Annotated in this window: 19 protein-coding genes, 1 pseudogene and 1 riboswitch; of the genes and pseudogenes, 11 read left to right on the top strand and 9 right to left on the bottom strand. The window is 65.6% G+C overall.

Features of this window, described 5'->3' with window-relative positions; translation table 11 throughout:
* Window positions 1-169 precede the first annotated feature (169 nt).
* Both H8B02_RS09605 and H8B02_RS09600 read left to right on the top strand, forming a co-directional pair.
* Entirely contained in the window at window positions 170-1,801 is a 1,632-nt protein-coding gene (locus H8B02_RS09605; RefSeq protein ID WP_229166007.1) for a flavin-containing monooxygenase, read from the top strand.
* A 125-nt stretch (window positions 1,802-1,926) separates the two neighbouring features.
* A pseudogene (locus tag H8B02_RS09600) lies at window positions 1,927-2,336 on the top strand ((R)-mandelonitrile lyase).
* Between the two features lie 11 nt (window positions 2,337-2,347).
* Here H8B02_RS09600 and H8B02_RS09595 read toward each other — a convergent pair.
* Both H8B02_RS09595 and H8B02_RS09590 read right to left on the bottom strand, forming a co-directional pair.
* Entirely contained in the window at window positions 2,348-3,388 is a 1,041-nt protein-coding gene (locus H8B02_RS09595) for a LacI family DNA-binding transcriptional regulator (RefSeq protein WP_229166005.1), read from the bottom strand.
* 130 nt (window positions 3,389-3,518) lie between these two features.
* Window positions 3,519-4,445 carry a LysR family transcriptional regulator gene (locus H8B02_RS09590; protein WP_229166003.1) on the bottom strand — a complete coding sequence of 309 codons (927 nt, stop codon included), beginning with the start codon at window positions 4,443-4,445 and terminating at the stop codon, window positions 3,519-3,521.
* 113 nt (window positions 4,446-4,558) lie between these two features.
* Between H8B02_RS09590 and H8B02_RS09585 the strand changes: the two genes are divergently transcribed.
* Genes H8B02_RS09585 through H8B02_RS09565 form a run of 5 tightly spaced genes read left to right on the top strand, consistent with a single transcriptional unit; the run spans window position 4,559 to window position 9,758 of the window.
* Window positions 4,559-5,815 carry a CaiB/BaiF CoA transferase family protein gene (locus tag H8B02_RS09585; protein ID WP_229166002.1) on the top strand — a complete coding sequence of 419 codons (1,257 nt, stop codon included), beginning with the start codon at window positions 4,559-4,561 and terminating at the stop codon, window positions 5,813-5,815.
* A gap of 58 nt (window positions 5,816-5,873) precedes the next feature.
* Window positions 5,874-7,094, top strand: a complete 1,221-nt coding sequence (locus H8B02_RS09580) for an ABC transporter substrate-binding protein (protein ID WP_229165996.1) — start codon at window positions 5,874-5,876, stop codon at window positions 7,092-7,094.
* 20 nt (window positions 7,095-7,114) lie between these two features.
* Window positions 7,115-7,732, top strand: coding sequence for a DsbA family protein (locus tag H8B02_RS09575; RefSeq protein WP_158231186.1), 618 nt, complete (start codon window positions 7,115-7,117; stop codon window positions 7,730-7,732).
* 18 nt (window positions 7,733-7,750) lie between these two features.
* Window positions 7,751-8,485, top strand: a complete 735-nt coding sequence (locus H8B02_RS09570; protein ID WP_229165991.1) for a glutathione S-transferase N-terminal domain-containing protein — start codon at window positions 7,751-7,753, stop codon at window positions 8,483-8,485.
* A 1-nt stretch (window position 8,486) separates the two neighbouring features.
* Window positions 8,487-9,758 (top strand): CaiB/BaiF CoA transferase family protein, encoded by a 1,272-nt coding sequence (locus tag H8B02_RS09565; protein WP_229165989.1) that lies wholly within the window; start codon window positions 8,487-8,489, stop codon window positions 9,756-9,758.
* 25 nt (window positions 9,759-9,783) lie between these two features.
* Here H8B02_RS09565 and H8B02_RS09560 read toward each other — a convergent pair whose 3' ends face one another.
* The 5 genes from H8B02_RS09560 to cobU are packed head-to-tail and all read right to left on the bottom strand — an operon-like array spanning window position 9,784 to window position 12,231.
* Window positions 9,784-10,521: a CbtA family protein gene (locus H8B02_RS09560; protein WP_229165987.1), complete on the bottom strand. Its 738-nt coding sequence runs from the start codon at window positions 10,519-10,521 to the stop codon at window positions 9,784-9,786.
* A gap of 10 nt (window positions 10,522-10,531) precedes the next feature.
* Window positions 10,532-10,711, bottom strand: a complete 180-nt coding sequence (locus H8B02_RS09555) for a CbtB domain-containing protein (RefSeq protein ID WP_229166054.1) — start codon at window positions 10,709-10,711, stop codon at window positions 10,532-10,534.
* A gap of 29 nt (window positions 10,712-10,740) precedes the next feature.
* Window positions 10,741-11,085 carry a hypothetical protein gene (locus H8B02_RS09550; protein ID WP_229165986.1) on the bottom strand — a complete coding sequence of 115 codons (345 nt, stop codon included), beginning with the start codon at window positions 11,083-11,085 and terminating at the stop codon, window positions 10,741-10,743.
* The gene (bluB, locus tag H8B02_RS09545) at window positions 11,063-11,695 is read right to left on the bottom strand and encodes a 5,6-dimethylbenzimidazole synthase (RefSeq protein WP_229166053.1); all 633 of its coding nucleotides are present in this window, start codon (window positions 11,693-11,695) and stop codon (window positions 11,063-11,065) included. The genes H8B02_RS09550 and bluB overlap by 23 nt, the downstream gene beginning before the upstream one ends.
* A 32-nt stretch (window positions 11,696-11,727) precedes the next feature.
* Window positions 11,728-12,231, bottom strand: coding sequence for a bifunctional adenosylcobinamide kinase/adenosylcobinamide-phosphate guanylyltransferase (gene cobU, locus H8B02_RS09540; RefSeq protein ID WP_229165984.1), 504 nt, complete (start codon window positions 12,229-12,231; stop codon window positions 11,728-11,730).
* A gap of 149 nt (window positions 12,232-12,380) precedes the next feature.
* Between cobU and cbiB the strand changes: the two genes are divergently transcribed.
* Window positions 12,381-13,322 carry an adenosylcobinamide-phosphate synthase CbiB gene (gene cbiB, locus H8B02_RS09535; protein ID WP_229165983.1) on the top strand — a complete coding sequence of 314 codons (942 nt, stop codon included), beginning with the start codon at window positions 12,381-12,383 and terminating at the stop codon, window positions 13,320-13,322.
* 11 nt (window positions 13,323-13,333) lie between these two features.
* Complete coding sequence (gene cobD / locus H8B02_RS09530) at window positions 13,334-14,299, top strand: threonine-phosphate decarboxylase CobD (protein WP_229165980.1); 966 nt, start codon at window positions 13,334-13,336, stop codon at window positions 14,297-14,299.
* Here cobD and H8B02_RS09525 read toward each other — a convergent pair.
* Together H8B02_RS09525 and cobO are read right to left on the bottom strand one after the other, a co-directional pair.
* Window positions 14,296-15,744: a cobyric acid synthase gene (locus H8B02_RS09525; RefSeq protein ID WP_229165978.1), complete on the bottom strand. Its 1,449-nt coding sequence runs from the start codon at window positions 15,742-15,744 to the stop codon at window positions 14,296-14,298. The genes cobD and H8B02_RS09525 overlap by 4 nt on opposite strands.
* An 11-nt stretch (window positions 15,745-15,755) precedes the next feature.
* Window positions 15,756-16,409: a cob(I)yrinic acid a,c-diamide adenosyltransferase gene (gene cobO / locus H8B02_RS09520; protein WP_229165977.1), complete on the bottom strand. Its 654-nt coding sequence runs from the start codon at window positions 16,407-16,409 to the stop codon at window positions 15,756-15,758.
* A gap of 36 nt (window positions 16,410-16,445) precedes the next feature.
* A riboswitch (cobalamin riboswitch) is annotated at window positions 16,446-16,661 on the top strand.
* Between the two features lie 93 nt (window positions 16,662-16,754).
* On the opposite strand from cobO, the gene H8B02_RS09515 reads away from it, so the two are divergent.
* Together H8B02_RS09515 and cobW are read left to right on the top strand one after the other, a co-directional pair.
* Window positions 16,755-17,129: a DUF1636 family protein gene (locus H8B02_RS09515; protein WP_229165976.1), complete on the top strand. Its 375-nt coding sequence runs from the start codon at window positions 16,755-16,757 to the stop codon at window positions 17,127-17,129.
* Window positions 17,126-18,160, top strand: coding sequence for a cobalamin biosynthesis protein CobW (gene cobW / locus H8B02_RS09510; protein ID WP_229165975.1), 1,035 nt, complete (start codon window positions 17,126-17,128; stop codon window positions 18,158-18,160). Before H8B02_RS09515 ends, cobW begins: the two co-directional genes overlap by 4 nt.
* Window positions 18,161-18,307: the final 147 nt, after the last annotated feature.

Below are 18,307 nucleotides of genomic sequence, written 5' to 3'. Positions count from 1 at the left end.
CCCTGATTGTCCGTTGATCGCCTTGTGACGTGCGCGCGGCCCCTTGCCGAGGGCCGGCGCGTTGACGTCCGGCGACAATTATCGTATGCGCTTCCAGTCTGGAAACGTTTCCAGATTAGCGCGCGTTCCCGCCGATGGCAATATTCCTGCGGCCGGAGAGATGTGACAAATGAGCAGACTGGAGCAGACGAGCCCGGACCATGGCGCGAGGCCGCCGCTGGTCGCCGAATGCGATGCCGTCGTGGTCGGTGCCGGCTTCGGCGGGCTCTATGCGATCTATCGGTTGCGCGAGCTCGGGCTGAAGGTGATCGGCATCGAGGCGGCGTCCGACGTCGGCGGCACCTGGTACTGGAATCGCTATCCCGGCGCGCGCTGCGACATACCGAGCCTGTTCTATTCCTACAGCTGGTCGGAGGAGTTGCGGCAGGAATGGCGCTGGAGCGAGAAATACGCCGCCCAGCCGGAGATCCTGCGCTACGCGCAGCGTGTCGCTGACCGGTTCGATCTGCGCTCCCTGATCCGCTTCGACACCCGCGTGACGGGCGCCGACTGGGACGAAGAAGGCGAGAGCTGGACGTTGCGCACCGATCGCGGCGATTGCATCGTCGCATCGACTTGCGTGATGGCGACCGGCAATCTCTCGGTGCCTAACAAGCCGAAGCTCGCGGGCCTCGGGCGTTTTCGTGGGCCGGTCTATCATACCGGGCAATGGCCGCATCAGGAGATCGATTTTTCCGGCTTGCGCGTTGCCGTGATCGGCACCGGCTCGTCGGGTGTGCAGACGATCCCGATGGTCGCGAAGGCGGCGAGCCGCCTGACCGTATTCCAGCGCACGCCGAACTACTCGGTGCCTGCACGCAATGCACCGCTGTCCGAAGCCGACATCGCTGCCGCCGAGCCCGTGATCGCGAAATATCGCGAGAGCCTCGAGACGCCGGAGTTCGGGCGGGTTCCTGCGAATGCCCTCGACGCACCGGTGCCGGAGCGGGACGCGCAGTGGGCGCGCTATGAACAGCTTTGGGAGCAGGGCGGCGGCGGTATCCTGACCGCGTTCCCGAACATCCTGACCGACGAGGCCGTCAACGACGTCGCCTGCGAGTTCGTGCGCGACAAGATCCGCGGCATCGTGCACGACAGGGCGACGGCGGAGGCGCTGTCACCGAAGGATTATCCGCTCGGCGTCAAGCGCATCTGCATCGATACCGGTTATTTCGCGACCTACAATCTGCCGCATGTCGAGCTGGTCGATTTGCGCACAGAGCCGTTGGAGACCGTCACCGAGACCGGCGTCGAGACCGCGACGCGGTCCTTTACGCTCGATGCGCTGGTGCTGGCGACGGGCTATGACGCGATGACCGGGGCGCTCGCCGCGATGCAGATCCGCGGGCGGGACGGCGCGACGTTGAAGGAGGCCTGGGCCGACGGGCCCAGCGCCTATCTCGGCCTGATGGTGTCGGGCTTTCCGAACCTGTTCGTCGTGACCGGGCCGGGCAGCCCCTCTGTCATCGGCAACGTGATCCATGCCTGCGAGAACCATGTCGAGTGGATCACCGCCTGTCTCGGCAACATGCGCGCCAAGGGATTGACGCGGATCGAGCCGGTACGCGACGCCGAGCGGGCCTGGATGGCGCATGTCGCCGACGCCGCCAGCCGCACGCTCTATCCGAAGGCGAATTCCTGGTACCAGGGCGCCAACATCGCGGGCAAGCCGCGCGTGTTCATGCCCTATGTCGGCCAGGGCTACCGGCACCGCATCGCGCAGATCGCGCAGCGCGGTTATGAGGGTTTCGTGCTGCGCTGAGAGTAGCGCGACCGCGGTCTCGCTCCATCATTGAGAGGGGCGATCTCCGTCATTGAGAGGGGCGATAGCCGGCAATGACGAAATGCTGGAACCGTTTCCAGCCTGGATAGACGAGAGGATTGCGAATGGACATCAAGCGCGCAGGATCGATCGCAAGCCGGCGCGGCAGCGCCGATTGGTTCAGCGGCACGGTATGGGCTGACGGGATCGTCAATGCACCCGCACCCGCGCGTGTGCAGGCCGCGCGCGTCACCTTCGAGCCGGGTGCGCGTACGGCGTGGCACACCCATCCGCTCGGCCAGACGCTCTACGTCACGGCCGGCGCCGGATATGTGCAGAGCTGGGACGGCCCGATCCGCGTGATCCGTCCGGGTGACGTGGTATGGATTCCGCCGGGCGAGAAGCATTGGCACGGCGCGGCGCCACCACGGGCATGAGCCACATCGCGATCCACGAAGCGCTCGACGGCGACTACGCGACCTGGATGGAGCACGTCTCCGACGCGCAATACGCTGCGGCGCCGCTGGTCGATTGATCGGCGCGGCGTTACTTCCGCCCCCGCGTTGGCGGTGCGGCGCAGGAATGGCGTAGGATAAGGCGCGTCGGCAGGAACACCGGGGCGCTGCTGCCGGCTTTGTCGGGCTCGCGGATCCGTTCCAGCAACAGCCGCGCGGCGGTGCGGCCGACCTCGTTCATGTCCCAGCTCAGGGCTGAGATCGCGGGCGTCGCATGGCGGGCCAGGTCGGTGTCGCCGCTGCACATGATCGATACGTCCTGCGGATAGCGCAGGCCGTTGCTGGTGATCGCCTCCAGCACTTCGGCCAGCATGCTGGTGCCGAGCGAGATGATCGCGGTCGGCGGTCTTGTCATTTGCAGCAGCTGGCACACCGAGCTGAAGGCGGTGTTGGCGCCCTGCATGTGCGGGCGGATCAGGGTTGGATCGACCTCGATCTTCGCCTCCTGATGCGCCTGCCGGTAGCCCGCAAGCCGCTCCGAGCTTGGCAGCACCGCAGCACTTCCGGTCAGCAACGCGATCCGGCGATGGCCGAGGCCGATCAGATAGCGCGTTGCCTCCAGCGCGCCGCCGCGGTGATCGACGCGAACCATGACACTATCAGGTACCTCGCGGTCGACGGTGACGCAGGGCAGGTCGAGCGTCGCCAGCCCCTTCATGAAATCCTTGTGGGAATTGTCGCCGGCGAACAGCAGCAATCCATCCATCTGGCGGCGCCGCACCGCCGACAGGAACGCCGCCTCGCGCGCCTCCTCATGCTTGGTCGCCGCCAGCATCAAGAGGAAGCCCGCGCGCTGGAATTCCTCCTCCGCCGCGCTCACCATGCCGGTGTAGTGCGGATTGGAGAAATCGGCCACCATGCAGCCGATCGTGTTGGAGGCCCGCGAGCGCAGCGCCTGCGCCGCCTGGTCGGGCTCAAACCCGAGACGCTTCACCGCGCGCATGATGCGCGCATGCAGCTCGGCGCTGGTATAGATGCCGCCATTGAGCGTGCGGCTGACGCTTGAGACGGAGACGCCGGCCTCGGCCGCGACGTCACGAATCGTCGGTCGTGTCCGTCGCGTCCTGGTCATCGGTGGTCGGGCCCTGTCGGTTCGGCATTGCCGCCGCCATGCGTGCCAGTTGCGGCGTGCAGCAGACGGCATCGCCGAACCTAATCAGGCTCTGCCGCGAATCTCAAATGATTCTTGGGTGGCTCTTGGGCTATCGCCGTGACGCGCTCAGGAACAATGGCCGGAAGATATCGAGAAATCCGGTCGCGGCCGGCGTCAGCGGGCGGTTCTTCAGCCGCAGGATCCCGATCTTGCGAACCAGCGGCGGCGACACCAGCCGCTTGACGATCACGCCGCGCGGCGCCCGCGGCGGCACCGCCGAGGCCGGAACGATCGAGATGCCGACATTGGCTGCGACGAAATCGTAGAGCGTGCCGAACTGCTCGACGATGGTGCTGTGATTGAGCACGATGCCGCTTGCGGTCGCGGCGCTGTCGATCTGCTTGCGCAGGCCCGAGCCGGTCGGAAGCGAGACGAAGGTTTCGTTGCGCAGTTCGCGGAGGCTCAGCGTGGTGTTGTTTCGCAACGGATGGCGCGACGGCAGGATCGCGAAGCAGGACTCCTGCACCGCGTCGTCGCTGACGACCTCCTGGCCGAGCGCGGTGACGTTGCCGACGCCGAAATCGGCGAGGCCGCTGCGCACATCTTCATAGACCTCGCTGCCAAGGCCCTCGCGCAGGTGGATCTCAACACCCGGATGCGCCTTCCTGTATTTCAGCACGGCCTCCGGCACCACGTGGTGCGTGAGTGACAACAGGCATGAGATGATCAGGCGTCCCTTGATCTGCTCGCCGAGCGCGCGGGCATTGTCGACCTGGGCGCCGAGATCGGCGAGCAGGCGCTGCGTCGATGCCGTGAATTCGCGGCCCGGCGCGGTCAGGATGACGTTGCGCGTCGATCTGAGGAACAGCGAGACGCCGAGCTGCCGTTCGAGCTGCAGCACCAGACGGCTCACCGCCGACTGCGTCATGCCGAGGTCGGCGGCGGCCGCGGTGAAGCTGCCATACACCGCGACCGAGTTGGCGGCACGAAGATGTTTGAGGCTGACCTCGAACCGGCGTGGGCGTCGCTCGCGCATCATTCATTCCATTTTCGCATCAATAATCCGGATCGGAAAATATTTGACCTATATGCCCGCCGCGTCAACGATGAAGACAACGACAGAGCGGCAAGCGGGAAGGGAAATTGCGGATGACGGCGAGCGCGACGACGACGAGGCAAGGCGCGCTGCACGGTGTCCGCGTTCTCGATCTCACGCGGTTCTATTCAGGCCCGTTCGCGACCTTGATGCTGGCGGGCTTCGGCGCCGAGGTCATTCGCATCGACACCCCGGAGCAAGGCGACCCCACCATGACCGGGCCGCCATTCCTCGGCAAGGACGGCGTCTCGCTCGACCGCAAGCATGACAGCGATCTCGGTCTCGCCTATCTGAAGCGCTGCCGCGACAAGAAGTCGATCACGCTGAACATGCGCACGGCGGAGGGCATGGAACTGTTCCATGCGCTGCTGCGCAAGTCCGATATCCTGGTCGAGAATCTGCGTCCCGGTGCGGCCGAGCGGCTCGGGATCGACTATGAGGCGAACCGCCAGGTCAACCCCGCGATCGTGCATTGCGCGCTGACCGGCTACGGCTCGACCGGCGCCGACCGGCGGCTCAAGGCCTACGATTTGATGATCCAGGCGGCCGCCGGATTGATGTCGATCACCGGTGCGCCGGATGGCAGCCCAAGCAAGGCCGGCACCGCGCTTGCCGACGGCATCACGGGCGCCTTTGCGGTCTCCGGCATCCTCGCCGCGCTGACCGAGCAGCGCATGTCGGGACGAGGCCAGTTCGTCGACGTCGCGATGGCCGACTGCCTGTTGTCGCTGGTGCTCGACGAGCCCTTGGATTGCTACCCGCAGATGGGGATGGCGCCAAGGCAGGGCAACCGCATCATGCGGTTCTCGCCGTTCAATACCTATGCCACGCGCGACGGTGCGATCGCGCTCGGCGCCGCCACGAATGAGGACTGGCTGGCGCTATTGGGTGTGATGGACCGGCTCGACCTCGCCGCGGATGCGAAGTTCATGAACACCGGCTGGCGCGTCGCCAACAACACGATCGTCGATGCGATCGTCAGCGAATGGACGCTGGGCCGCACCACGCTCGAGGCGATCGAGGCGCTCAATCGCGGCGATGTCGCCGCGAGCCCGATCCGCGACATCGACGACATCCTCGCCTGGGAGCATCTCGGCGCCCGCGACATGCTGCAGCCGGTCGTGCATCCGACCGAGCCGCTGGAGCAGCGCGTCATCGGCGCCGGGTTCCCGATCAAGATGGGACGGACGCACAAGGGATACACCGCGCCGGCGCCGACGCTCGGGCAGAACAATCAGGAGATCTATGGCGGGCTGCTCGGCCTCTCCGGGCGGCGGATCGACGATCTGACGTCCAGGCGGATCATCTGAAAGCAAGAAGGCCGGCACATGCATGCCGTCCCAAGCGGGAACGTCGAGGATAGTCATGGTGAAGAAACCAACAACCACAGGTGCAGCGATCGCGTTGCTGGTCGCCAGCGCGATGCTGACGCCGGTTCAGGCGGCGGATGTGCAGCCGGTCAGGATCGGCGTGCTCACCGACATGTCGGGGATGTACCGCGACATCATGGGGCCGGGCTCGGTGCTCGCTGCCAGGATGGCGGTCGAGGATTTCGGTGGCAAGGTGCTGGACCGTCCGATCGAGGTGATCTCCGGCGATCACCAGGCGAAGGCCGATGTCGGCGCGGCGATCGCCCGCAACTGGTTCGACAATGGCGGAGCCGACGTCGTTGTCGACGTCGCGCAGTCGGCCGTGGCGCTCGCCATTCAGGAGCTGGCGCGGACGCGCAACAGGATCGTGATCCACGGCGTGACCGGAAGCCCTGCAATCACCCAGCAGGCCTGCGCGGCGACCGCTTTCTCGTGGTCGCTCAACGCCTATGCGATTTCGGCGCCGCTACCGAAGCCGCTGATCGAGCGCGGGCTCGATACGTTCTTCTTTCTGTCGGCCGACTATTCCTTCGGCAAGGCGATGGAAGACGCTGCAGCGGGTGCGATCAAGACGGCCGGGGGCAAGGTGCTGGGCTCAGTGCGCTTCCCGCAGAACAATCCCGACTTCAGCTCCTTCCTGCTGCAGGCGGTGGCGTCGAAGGCGAAGGTGATCTGGTTGATCTCGGCGGCGGAGGACACCACCAACGCCCTGAAGCAGGCCAAGGAGTTCGGCATCGCCGAGGGCGGTCAGCACATCGTGGTGCCGCTGACCTACATCACCAATGTGCACGCACTCGGGATCGCGAATGTGCAGGGCCTGACCTTTGCAACCCCGTTCTACTGGGACCGCACCGACAAGACGCGTGCCTGGTCGGAACGCTTCTTCAGGCAGCACCACGCAATGCCGACCATGGACCAGGCCGCGGTCTACTCGGGAACGCTGCACTATCTGCAGGCCGTCGCGGCCGCCAAAACGCTGGACGGCCTGAGGGTCGCCGACGAGATCCGCAAGCTGCCGGTCAACGACATGTATGTCGAGAACGGTTTTGTGCGCGCCGACGGCTGGCTGATGCATCCGTTCTACATGGCGAGCATCAAGGCCCCCGGCGAGGTGAAGAAGCCCTGGGACTACTACACCATCGTGAAGGTCATTCCGGCATCCGAGGCGGCGCAGCCGTTGTCGGAGAGCCAGTGCCCGCTCGTCGCTCAATCGCAATGACAATCGACAAAGGAGAGACAATGTCCCGCGAAGTCCTCAAGATGTATTCGGACTACAAAAGCCCCTATGCCTGGCTGGCATTCGATCCGGTGTTCGAGCTGGAAAAGAAGTTCGACATCAAGGTGCAGTGGCGGCCGTTCCAGCTCCGGATCAAGGGCTCCGGCCAGCGCAGCGTCTATTCGGAATACAAGGTCAAGTATTCCTACATGGATGCGCGGCGGTCCGCGAACGAGCGCGGCGACAAGAAGATCATCCGCGGCCCGCTGAAGATCTTCGATACCGCCCCGGCGCTGATCGGCGGGCTGTTCGCGGAGAAGCAGGGGCGGCTGATCGAATACAGCCGCCTGGTCTACGAGCTGTTCTTCCGCCGCGAGCTCGCGGTCGACGAGGTCGATGCAGTGGAGCGCTTCATCGAATCGCTCGGGATGTCCGGCGCTGAATTCCGCAGCTATTTCGAAGGCGACGGCCGGCGCGAATATGAGGAGGCGCAGCAGGAGAGCCAGGGTGATCACATCTTCGGCGTGCCGATCTGCGTGTTTCGCGGCGAGCAGTTCTGGGGCAACGACCGGGTACCGATGCTCGAACGGCGGCTGCAGGAGGCCGGACTCTCGCTGTCGCGCGAAAAGCAGCTGGCCTGAGCCGTGCCGGAGGCTCCGATGATCGATCTTCACTTCGCACCGACGCCGAATGGCTGGAAGATCTCGATCATGCTCGAGGAGTGCGGGCTGCCGTACACCGTCGTGCCCGTTAACATCACGCGCGGGGACCAGTTCAAGCCCGAATTCCGAAAGCTCAATCCCAATCGGCGGATCCCTGTCATGGTCGACAGGGATACGCCGGACGGAGGCGAGCCGCTGACGATCTTCGAGTCGGGGGCGATCTTGCTTTACCTTGCGGAGAAGACCGGCAGGTTCGCTCCGCGTGATCTGCATGGCCGCACCCGCGTGCAGCAATGGCTGATGTGGCAGATGAGCGCGCTGGGGCCGATGCTGGGCCAGAATGGGCACTTCTCGCTCTATGCGCCGGGCAGGATTCCATATGCGGTCGAGCGCTATGGCAACGAAGCACGCCGGCTCTACGGCGTGCTCAACGATCGGCTGGGCGAGAGCAGCCACGTCGCGGGCGACGACTATTCGATCGCCGACATCGCCTGCTTTCCCTGGGTGATGACCCACAAGGCGCAAGGCGTCACGCTCGACGATGTCCCGCACGTCAGGCGCTGGTTCGCCGCGCTGCGCGCGCGGCCGCTGCTCCAGAAGGGGTTGGCGGTCGGCCGGCGCGGGGTGCGCAAGACGCTCGACGCGCAGGCCCGCAGTAATCTGTTTGGAGCGAGGCCGGCGAGCGGACACGCGCCCGCCCAAACTCTTCAGTCACAACAACTGGACAATTGAGATGATACTGCCTCCCAAAATGCTGACCGGTTATCGCGTGCTCGATATCACCCAGTTCGTCGCAGGCCCGACGTGCACGCGTCTGCTGGCCGAAGCCGGCGCCGACGTGATCAAGATCGAGCTCGCGCCGTTCGGCGACCGGTCGCGCTTCCAAGGCCTGAAGCCGCGCGGTCCCGCGTACAAGAACACCTCGCAGAGCACGTACTTCTTCCAGCAGAACCATTCGAAGCGCAGCCTCGCGCTCGATTTCAAGCATGAGAAGAGCCGCCAGATCCTGACCCGGCTCGCCGCCAAGGCTGACGTTCTGGTGGAGAATTTCACGCCCGGCGTGATGGAGCGCGCCGGACTTGGTTACGAGACACTCAGGAAAATCAATCCGCGGCTGATCATGTGCTCGATCTCTTTCGCCGGACAGACCGGCCCGCTGAGCGACAAGCCGGGCTTCGACTACATCGCTCAGGCCTTCGCCGGCATCACCGGCGTGATCGGCGATCCCGATGGGAAGCCGGCGCAGGTGCCGGTTGCGATCGGAGACGCCTCGACCGGCGTTGCCGCAGCGATGGCCGTCGGCTTTGCGCTGCTGCACCGCGCGCGGACGGGAGAGGGCCAGTTCATCGAGTCGACGCTGCTCGACACATATTTTCACATGCACGAGGCCAACGTGCCGAAGGTCTCGCTGCGCGGGGATAGCTTCGTGCCGCAGCGGGAGGGCTCGCTGCACCCGAATGGCGGTCCAGTCGGGGTGTTCGAGTGCGGCCGGGGTGAGTTTCTCGTGATCTGCGCGCTGGCGCATCAATGGCCGCAAATGGTTCGCGCGCTGGGGCGGCCGGAGCTCGAGAAAGATCCGCGGTTCGAGTCCGCACGCGCGCGGGCCGACAACAGGGTGCTGGTGGGGGAGATCGTCGAAGCCTGGCTCAAGACTTTTCCGTCACGCGATGCGGCGATCGCGGCGCTGGAGCAGGAACGAATCCCCTGTGCGCCGGTGCTGACCCTGAATGACGCCATGGCCCAGCCGCATCTGATCGAGCGCGGCACGGTCCGCCATGTCAGCGATCCCCGGATCGGCCAATTTGCGATTCCGGGCGCGCCGATGCGCTTCTCGGAATGGCCGCAGCGCACTGGGCTGAGGGCCGACCTGCTCGGCGAGCACAATGAGGAGATCCTGGGCGAACTCGGGCTGTCCGAGCAGGAGATCGACGAGCTCTATGCGGAGAAGGTGCTGGTGCAGGACAGGGAGCTGCGGGCCGGCAAGCCGCTCAGGCAGGCGAGCTGAGCGGCCACGATATCAGGCAGGGGCGTTACGCCCACGCGGGCCGGTCGAAATAGGCGAACGCGCCGCTGGTCAGGCTGCCGAGCAGCGACCAGAACACCAGGCTGGTCAGCGTGACCGCGACCACGAACTGATGCGACAATGACGAGGGCATGTTGGTCTCGACATGCTCCAACTCGGGCGCGCCGATCAAATGCGGCAGCATGATCAGGACCACGCCGGCGATGGCGGCCGGCATCGAGCGCCGGAACACGATCAGCCCAAGGCCGGCGGATGTCGCCAGCACCGCCGTCGCCCACCAAATCTGACGCGACAACAGTGGTGCGGTGGGGACCCCCGGTAGTTCAGGCGGCAGCCCAAGGCCCGGCGCAATCGTGAAGACGGCAAAGCCTGCAAGGCCCCACATCAAGCCTTCGTGCCACGAGATCGGCTCACCGGTGGCGCCGCTGCGCACCGAAAAGAAGCCGCAAAGCAGCAGCGCAAAGCCGATCGCGGTCAGGATGTTCGCCCCGACGGTATAAAGGTTGCGCTCCAGGCCGTCGCGCGGCTCCCACGCCTCGGCGCCGTGATCATGTTCCGCATGATCGTGGACGAGGATGGCCTGCGCTGGCGCGGCGGCTTCGTGCTTGTGCTCGGCCGCCTTCTCATAGACCTCGGCCTTGAGGATCAGCGGAACGGTGCCGAACTGCTGGGCCGCAGTGACGATCAGGCCAACGATGAATCCGGCAATGACCGAGGAGAAGACGATCGAGCGAAACGTGCTCATGCCAGCGGGGTCAGTGGCAGGGGAAGGCGTTGGAGTGGCGCACGTCGTGCGCGGCATTGTGGATCACGTCCATGTGCGAGAAGCCCACCACCCCGACGATGAACAGACCGAGCGACATCGCCATCAGGGACTGGGCAAGCCGTCCGACCCGTCCGGTCGCGACCGGCAGATGCGTGACCTGGGATTGCATGACCTGGGTTTGCGCGGCCGGGGACTGGCTCATGGTCGTTCTCCACATTCGATTTGGTCGGCTTCTAGCAGCTTTCGAGCGATGTCGCGACTGGTAAGATGCAGATTTGTTCCAAGGGGGATGCGCTTGCGCAGGATCTTGGCGCGCGCCGCGGCCCTGAACGCGTCTTCAAACCGTGCGAAATAGCCGAGGCAGCCGTCCGGCGTCGGGTCGGCGCCAAGCAATGTTCGAAACGCGCCCCGATGTACCGCGCAGATGGCGCCGTGCTCCGGGAGCGGAAAAACCAGGGAGGCGATGTCGGCGCGCCAGTGGGCGGCGTTGTTCGAGGCGCCGCTGCCGCTCGGAGATTGGTCAGCGCCGGATGGTGAATTCATCCGGACCTCGCCGCGATTCCCACTTGGCCTGCTCGAGCTCAGGACGGTCGCATTCCGCCTGGGGGTAACCGATGCAGAGGTAGCCGATAAATTTCCACGTATCGGGTATCTCCAGAATCTTATGAACGCGGCCTGGATTGAAGATCGAGACCCAGCCGAGCCCGATGCCTTCCGCGCGCGCGGCAAGCCACATCGAGCAGATCGCGGCGACCACCGAATATTCCGTCGTCTCCGGCATTGTGGCGCGCCCCAGGCCGGAGCCGATCTGGTCGGTCTTTTCGGCAAACACGGCCAGATGGCCGGGCGCCTCTTCGAGGCCCGATAGTTTCAATGCGGCATATTTTGCTGCACGCTCGCCGGAATAGGATCGCAGCGCGTCGGCGTTGCAGCTCTTGAAGTCCTCGATCACCGCGCGGCGCCGTGCCGCATCGTCGACAATGACGAACCGCCAAGGCTGGCTCAACCCGACCGAAGGCGAGAGGCAGGCGATCTCGATCAGCCGCTCGATCGTACCATCAGGCAGCGGCTCGGACCGGAAGCGGCGCACGTCGCGCCGCCACACAAAAAGTTCGTGCAGTTGCCCGCGAAACGCATCGTCGAACGAGACCATCGCGGGGCCTTTGACAGGATCGATCGTGTTGCTCATTTCAGCTTCATCGGCAGGCCCGCAACGACGAATTCGACCTCGTCCGCCGCACCGGCAATGCTCTGGTTCATGAGTCCTGCAGCGTCGCGGAAGGTCCGCGCCAGTGCGTTGTCGGGCACGATGCCGAGGCCGACCTCGTTGGTGACCATGATGACCGGGCTGCGCTGGCGCGACAACGCGTCCGCCAGCCGCGCGACTTCCTGCGACCAGTCGCGCTCCGCATGCAGCAGGTTGGACAGCCACAACGTCAGGCAATCGACCAGCCTTGCGCCACCGCCATCGGTCTCGGCCAGCGCCTCCACGAGATCGAGCGGCACCTCGCGTTCGATCCAGTCATCGCCGCGGCGCGCACGATGCTTGGCGATGCGCTCATCCATTTCCGCGTCGAGCGCCTCGGCGGTCGCAATATAGACCGGCCGACCTGGAAAGCTGCGCGCGCGCAATTCGGCGCGCCGGCTCTTTCCGGACCGGGCTCCGCCGGTGATCAGAATGACGGCCATATGGTCTCCTGTTGCGGACCGGTATCCGCTTCGCCTCGAAAACGCTCTAACCACCAATCGCGGTAAAAGACAAAGCCGAAATCCGCCCCGGAGGGCTTGCACTCGGCCGACGTCTTGCGCATCAGGGGGATCGCGGTGAGGAGAGGTGCGTGGGTTTTGCGGAAGCGATGGCGGTGGCGATGGCTGTGGACGCCTTGATCGGCTGGCCGGCTTGGCTGTTTGCCCGCATCGGCCATCCCGTGACCTGGCTCGGCCGGCTGATCCATCTTGTCGATACCGCCTGGAACCGGGCCTCCGATCCGCCGGCGTTTCGGCGCGTCGCCGGTGTCGCGGCGGCCATCCTGGTGATCGCGCTGGCGACGGCGCTGGGTTGGGCGGTTCAGTCCACGCTCGCATCCGGATGGGTCCGCGTCGTCCTCGTCGGTGTGCTGGCGTGGCCGCTGGTGGCGCTGCGCTCGCTGCATGATCATGTCGCCGCGGTGGCACATCCGCTTGCGTCCGGCGACATCGCGGCCGCGCGTTCGGCGGTCGCGCAGATTGTCGGTCGTGATCCCGCAACGCTCGACGACGCCGGCCTCGCGCGCGCGACGATCGAGAGCCTTGCCGAGAATGCATCCGACGGCATTGTGGCGCCGGTGTTCTGGGGCGCGCTGTTCGGCCTGCCGGGAATTCTTGGCTACAAGGCGATCAACACGCTGGACTCGATGATCGGCCATCGCACCGAGCGGCATGAAGCGTTCGGCTGGGCCGCCGCCCGGATCGACGATCTCGCCAATCTGATTCCGGCGCGGCTGACCGGGCTTCTGTTCGTGCTGCTTGCGCCGCGCTTCTCGCAGGCGTGGTCCTGCATGTTGCGCGATGCGCGGCGCCATCGCTCGCCGAATGCCGGATGGCCGGAAGCTGCGATGGCCGGCGCGCTGGGCGTGCGGCTCAGCGGGCCCCGCATCTATCACGGCAGCATCGCGAACGAGCCCTGGCTGAACGAGGGGGCGCGCGATCCGGCTGCCGCTGATGTCCTCACCGGGCTGAAGCTCTATCGTTACGCCATGATGCTGTTGGCCGCGGCGTTCGTGGCCCTGGCGCTGGCGTAAAGGAGCGACGCATGCGTGAGCATGGCGGAAATCTCGATGTCGCCCAGCAGCGCTTCGGCGGCGCTGCGGAAGACTGGATCGATCTGTCGACGGGGATCAATCGGGTGCCTTATCCTGACGTCGATGTCGAGCTGCGACAATGGAGCGCGTTGCCGTCGCGATCCGAAATTGAATCCCTCCATCACGCCGCGCGGCAGGCCTACCGCACCGACGCGCCGATCGTGGCGATGGGCGGCGCGCAGGCCGCCATCCAGTTGCTGCCGCATCTGGCGCCGCGCGGACGGGCACGCATTCTTGCGCCGACCTACAACGAGTATGCCGGGATGTTGTCGGCGTCCGGTTGGGACGTGACCGAGGTGTCCGATCTCGCAGCGCTTGCGGGAGCGGACATTGGCATCATCGTCAATCCGAACAATCCGGATGGCAGGTGCCATGATCGGGACGAACTGCTCGCGCTGCTGCCACGCGTTGGCCGGCTCGTGATTGACGAGAGTTTTGCGGACGCTGTATCCGACCTGTCGCTTGCAGGAGCGGCCGGACAGCCGGGGCTCCTGATCCTGCGCTCATTCGGTAAATTTTACGGACTTGCGGGTCTGCGGCTCGGCTTCGCGATCGGCAGCGAGCCGGATATCGCCGCGCTTGCGGCGATGGTGGGACCATGGCCGGTTTCGGGCGCCGCGATCGCAATCGGGCGGCGGGCCTTGCTCGATCACGACTGGACAACGGCGACGACCGCACGGCTGGCGGACGATTGCGCCAGGCTCGATGCGGAGGCGCGATCGCTGGGTTGGACGATGCTCGGCGGCACGCCGCTGTTTCGTCTCTACGAGACCGGCGATGCGCTGGCCGCGCAGGACAAGCTTGCCCGCGGCCAGATCTGGTCGCGCGTCTTTCAGCAAAAGCCGGGATGGTTGCGCCTCGGTCTACCGGGCAGCGAGGCCGAATGGTCCCGCCTTGCCGCCGCGTTGTCGGCTTAGCGCGCCAACGCGAGCAGGCCTTCGACATCGAGATGGGTCTCGATATGCTCGGCAAGCGCGTCGAGCGCGCTCTCGACCCTGGCGCCGTACGGCTGATCCGCCGCTGGGATATCGAGCTGCGCAAGAAACGCCTTGCGAAACCCGTCCGAGGTGAACAGGCCGTGCAGATAGCTGCCGTGAACGCGCCCGTCACGCGACATGGCACCTTCCGGCGAGCCGTCAAGCATTGAAAAAGGCCGTGCGCGATCCGGCCCGTCGGTGCGCCCGATGTGGATCTCGTAGGCGCTGATCGGTTGATGGGTCGCAGCGTGCACCGCGCTGACGCGGGTCAGCGTCTTCTGTTCGGTCATGGTCGTCGTGACGTCGAGCAGCCCGAGGCCAGGCGTTTCGCCGGCGAGCCCCTCGATCCCGTCAGGATCGGCGACGCTTTGCCCAAGCATCTGGTATCCGCCGCACAGGCCGAGGATATGGCCGCCGCGGCGATGATGCGCCAGCAGGTCGATGTCCCAGCCTTGCGCGCGCAGGAAGGCGAGATCGCCGCGGGTCGATTTCGAGCCGGGCAGGATGACGAGCTTCGCGTCGCCCGGAATGGCTTCACCCGGCCGCACCATCACGAGATCGACGCCGGGTTCGAGCTTCAGCGGATCGAGGTCGTCGAAATTGGCGATCCGCGACAGCGCCAGAAACGCGATCTTGCACTGGCCGGGCTTGCGCGCGTCGCCAAGCCCGAGCGCATCTTCGGCAGGTAACTCACCGGCGCGAGCGAACCAGGGCAGCACGCCGAAGCCGCGCCACGCGGTCCGGGCTTCGATCTGGCGGTAGCCGTCGTCGAACAGCGTCGGATCGCCGCGGAATTTGTTGATGACGAAGCCCTGGATCATCGCAGCATCATCAGGATCGATCACCGCCTGGATGCCGACGAGCTGCGCGATCACGCCGCCGCGATCGATGTCGCCGACCAAGACCACGGGCACGTCGGCCCTGCGCGCAAAGCCCATATTGGCGATGTCGGACTTGCGCAGATTGACCTCGGCGGGGCTGCCGGCGCCTTCGACCAGCACCAGGTCGGCGCGCTGCTTCAGGCGCCCAAAGCTCTCCATCACCGCGCCCATCAGCGACGGCTTCATGGCGGCATATTCGCGCGCGCGGGCGGTCGCGATCCGCTTGCCGTGCACGATGACCTGCGCGCCGACATCGGTCTCGGGCTTCAGCAGCACCGGGTTCATGTCGGTGTGCGGCTCGACGCCGGCGGCAAGCGCCTGCAAGGCTTGCGCGCGGCCGATCTCGCCGCCGTCGACGGTCACGGCGGCGTTGTTGGACATGTTCTGCGGCTTGAACGGCAGCACGCGCAGGCCGCGCCGTTTCGCGGCACGCGCAAGGCCGGCGACGATGAGCGACTTGCCCACGTCCGAGCCGGCTCCCTGGATCATCAATGCGCGCGCCATGGTGATGTCTGTCAGAACTCGACGCCCGGCTGGGCCTTGATGCCGGACCGGAAGGGGTGCTTGACCAACGTCATCTCGGTGACGAGATCGGCGATCTCGATCAATTCGTCCTTGGCGTTGCGCCCGGTGAGCACGACATGCGTCATCGGCGGCTTCGAAGTGGTCAGGAAGTCGACGACATCGGCGATCGCGAGATAATCGTAGCGCAGCGCGATGTTGATCTCGTCGAGCACGACCATCCGCAGGCTCGGATCCGCGATCAGCTGCTTGGCTTTTTCCCAGCCGGCTTGCGCTGCCGCGACGTCGCGGGCGCGATCCTGCGTCTCCCAGGTAAAACCTTCGCCCATCGCATGGAATTGACAGAGATCGCCGAAATGCCCGGTGAGCAGGCGGCGTTCGCCGGTATCCCAGGCGCCCTTGATGAATTGCACCACGGCGCAGGGAAAGCCATGCGCCACGCAGCGCACGATCATACCGAAGGCGGAGGATGATTTTCCTTTGCCGGCGCCGGTATGAACGATGATCAGGCCCTTTTCACCGCTTTTGGTCGCCATGATCTTGTCGCGGGCGACCTTCTTTTTCGCCATTTTGGCCGCATGCCGCGCATCCAGCGAAGGGTCGGTGCCGACGTCGCGATCTTCAGCGTCGTTTCCATCAGAAATCATCACGTTCCTTCGGCTTGACAAGTGCGAGGCCAAGACGAATGGTGACCCCGCGTTGGTTCCTGTCCTACGACAGGCGAAGAGGGAATGCGATAGGGCTCGGACCGTAAGGTTTGCCCGAAGCGCAGCCGCCCCCGCGACCGTGACCGGAGAGATGCCCAAGCCACTGATTCCCTGATGGAGTCGGGAAGGTGGGCATCACGGGAGAAATCCTACTCCGCAAGCCGGGAGACCTGCCGACGCAGTGTGTTTGAGACCGGCGGACGGGGTGTTCCGCGACGGGGAACGAACCTGTTCACGTCAGGTTCGTGTGCCTCATCGCTTCCCGCAGTCAATCCAGGAAGGGCGATGAGCGTTACACTTCATGTCTGTATCACCTGCCGCGCGGGCCAGACACTGGCCGAGGGTGAGATCGCGCCCGGTGCGCGCCTGCATGCCGCGCTTGTTGAGGCCGGCGTGCCCGAAGACGTCAATCTGGTTCCTGTCGAATGTCTGTCGGCTTGCAGCCAGGGCTGCTCGGTCGCGCTCAGCGCTCCGGGCCGGTGGTCGTATGTGTACGGCCGCCTGTCCGCTGATCATGCCAAGGATGTGATCGCCGGTGCTGCCGCCTATGCGTCGGCGCCTGACGGCATCGTGCCGTGGCGCAGCCGTCCCGAAATCTTTCGCAAGCAATCGCTTGCCCGAATTCCCCCCATCGCCGTCGTGCCGGAGGCCGCAGAATGATGACGCTCGCCAAGGTTCCGGTCACCGTCGTGACCGGCTTTCTCGGGTCCGGCAAGACGACGCTGATCCAGCATCTGATCCGGAATGCCAACGGCAAGAAGCTCGCGGTGCTGGTGAACGAATTCGGCAGCGAAGGCGTCGATGGTGACATCCTGAAGTCTTGCGCCGACGCCAATTGTCCGACCGAGAACATCGTCGAGCTCGCCAATGGCTGCATCTGCTGCACCGTCGCCGACGATTTCATCCCGGCGATGGAGCAATTGCTCGCGCGCCCTGTGAGGCCCGATCACATCGTGATCGAGACATCGGGCCTCGCTTTGCCGAAGCCGCTGCTGAAGGCCTTCGACTGGCCGGAAATCCGCTCGCGGATTACGGTCGACGGCGTGATCGCGCTGGCCGATGCGGAGGCCGTTGCCGCCGGCCGCTTTGCGCCGGACCCGGCCGTGGTCGATGCGCAGCGCGCGGCCGACGACAATCTCGATCACGAGACGCCGCTGTCCGAGGTGTTCGAGGACCAGATCGCCTGTGCCGATATCGTGCTGCTGACCAAGGCCGATCTCGCCGGAGCCGAGGGGATCAAAGCGGCCAAGGCGGTGATCGCGGCCGAGATGCCGCGCGAGGTGCCGATGTTGCCCATCGTCGACGGCGCGATCGACGCCCGCGTGATCCTGGGCCTCGAGGCGGCGGCAGAGGATGACCTCGCGTCGCGGCCGTCCCACCATGACGGTGAGGACGAGCACGAGCACAACGACTTCAATTCCGTGGTGATCGATCTTCCGGAGATCGCGGATGTCGATGCGCTCATCGCGTCGATCAAGGGGCTGGCGCGCGAGCAGAACGTGCTGCGCGCCAAGGGCTACATCGCGGTCGGCGGCAAGCCGATGCGGTTGCTGGTGCAATCGGTCGGCGAGCGGGTCAGGCATCAGTTCGACATGCCCTGGGGCGCGCGGGCGCGGCAGTCAAAGCTCGTCGTGATCGGCGAACACGGCGATATCGACGAAGCCGCGATCAGGGCGCGACTAGGTGTCTGATGCACGTCGTCTTCCGCGAGAGCCGCGGCCTTGAGGAGACCGCGACGCCAAGGGACCTCGGCCAGGATCCGGCCGATCTCGTGGTGTTGTCGTTTTCCGACAGCGATCTCGCCGCGTTCGCGGCCGGCTGGCGGCGGGGCCGCGCCG

Origin of the sequence: Bradyrhizobium altum (assembly GCF_020889705.1) — a bacterium.
Taxonomy (GTDB): Bacteria; Pseudomonadota; Alphaproteobacteria; order Rhizobiales; family Xanthobacteraceae; genus Bradyrhizobium; species Bradyrhizobium altum.
This window is presented reverse-complemented; position numbering and strand designations above follow the sequence as displayed.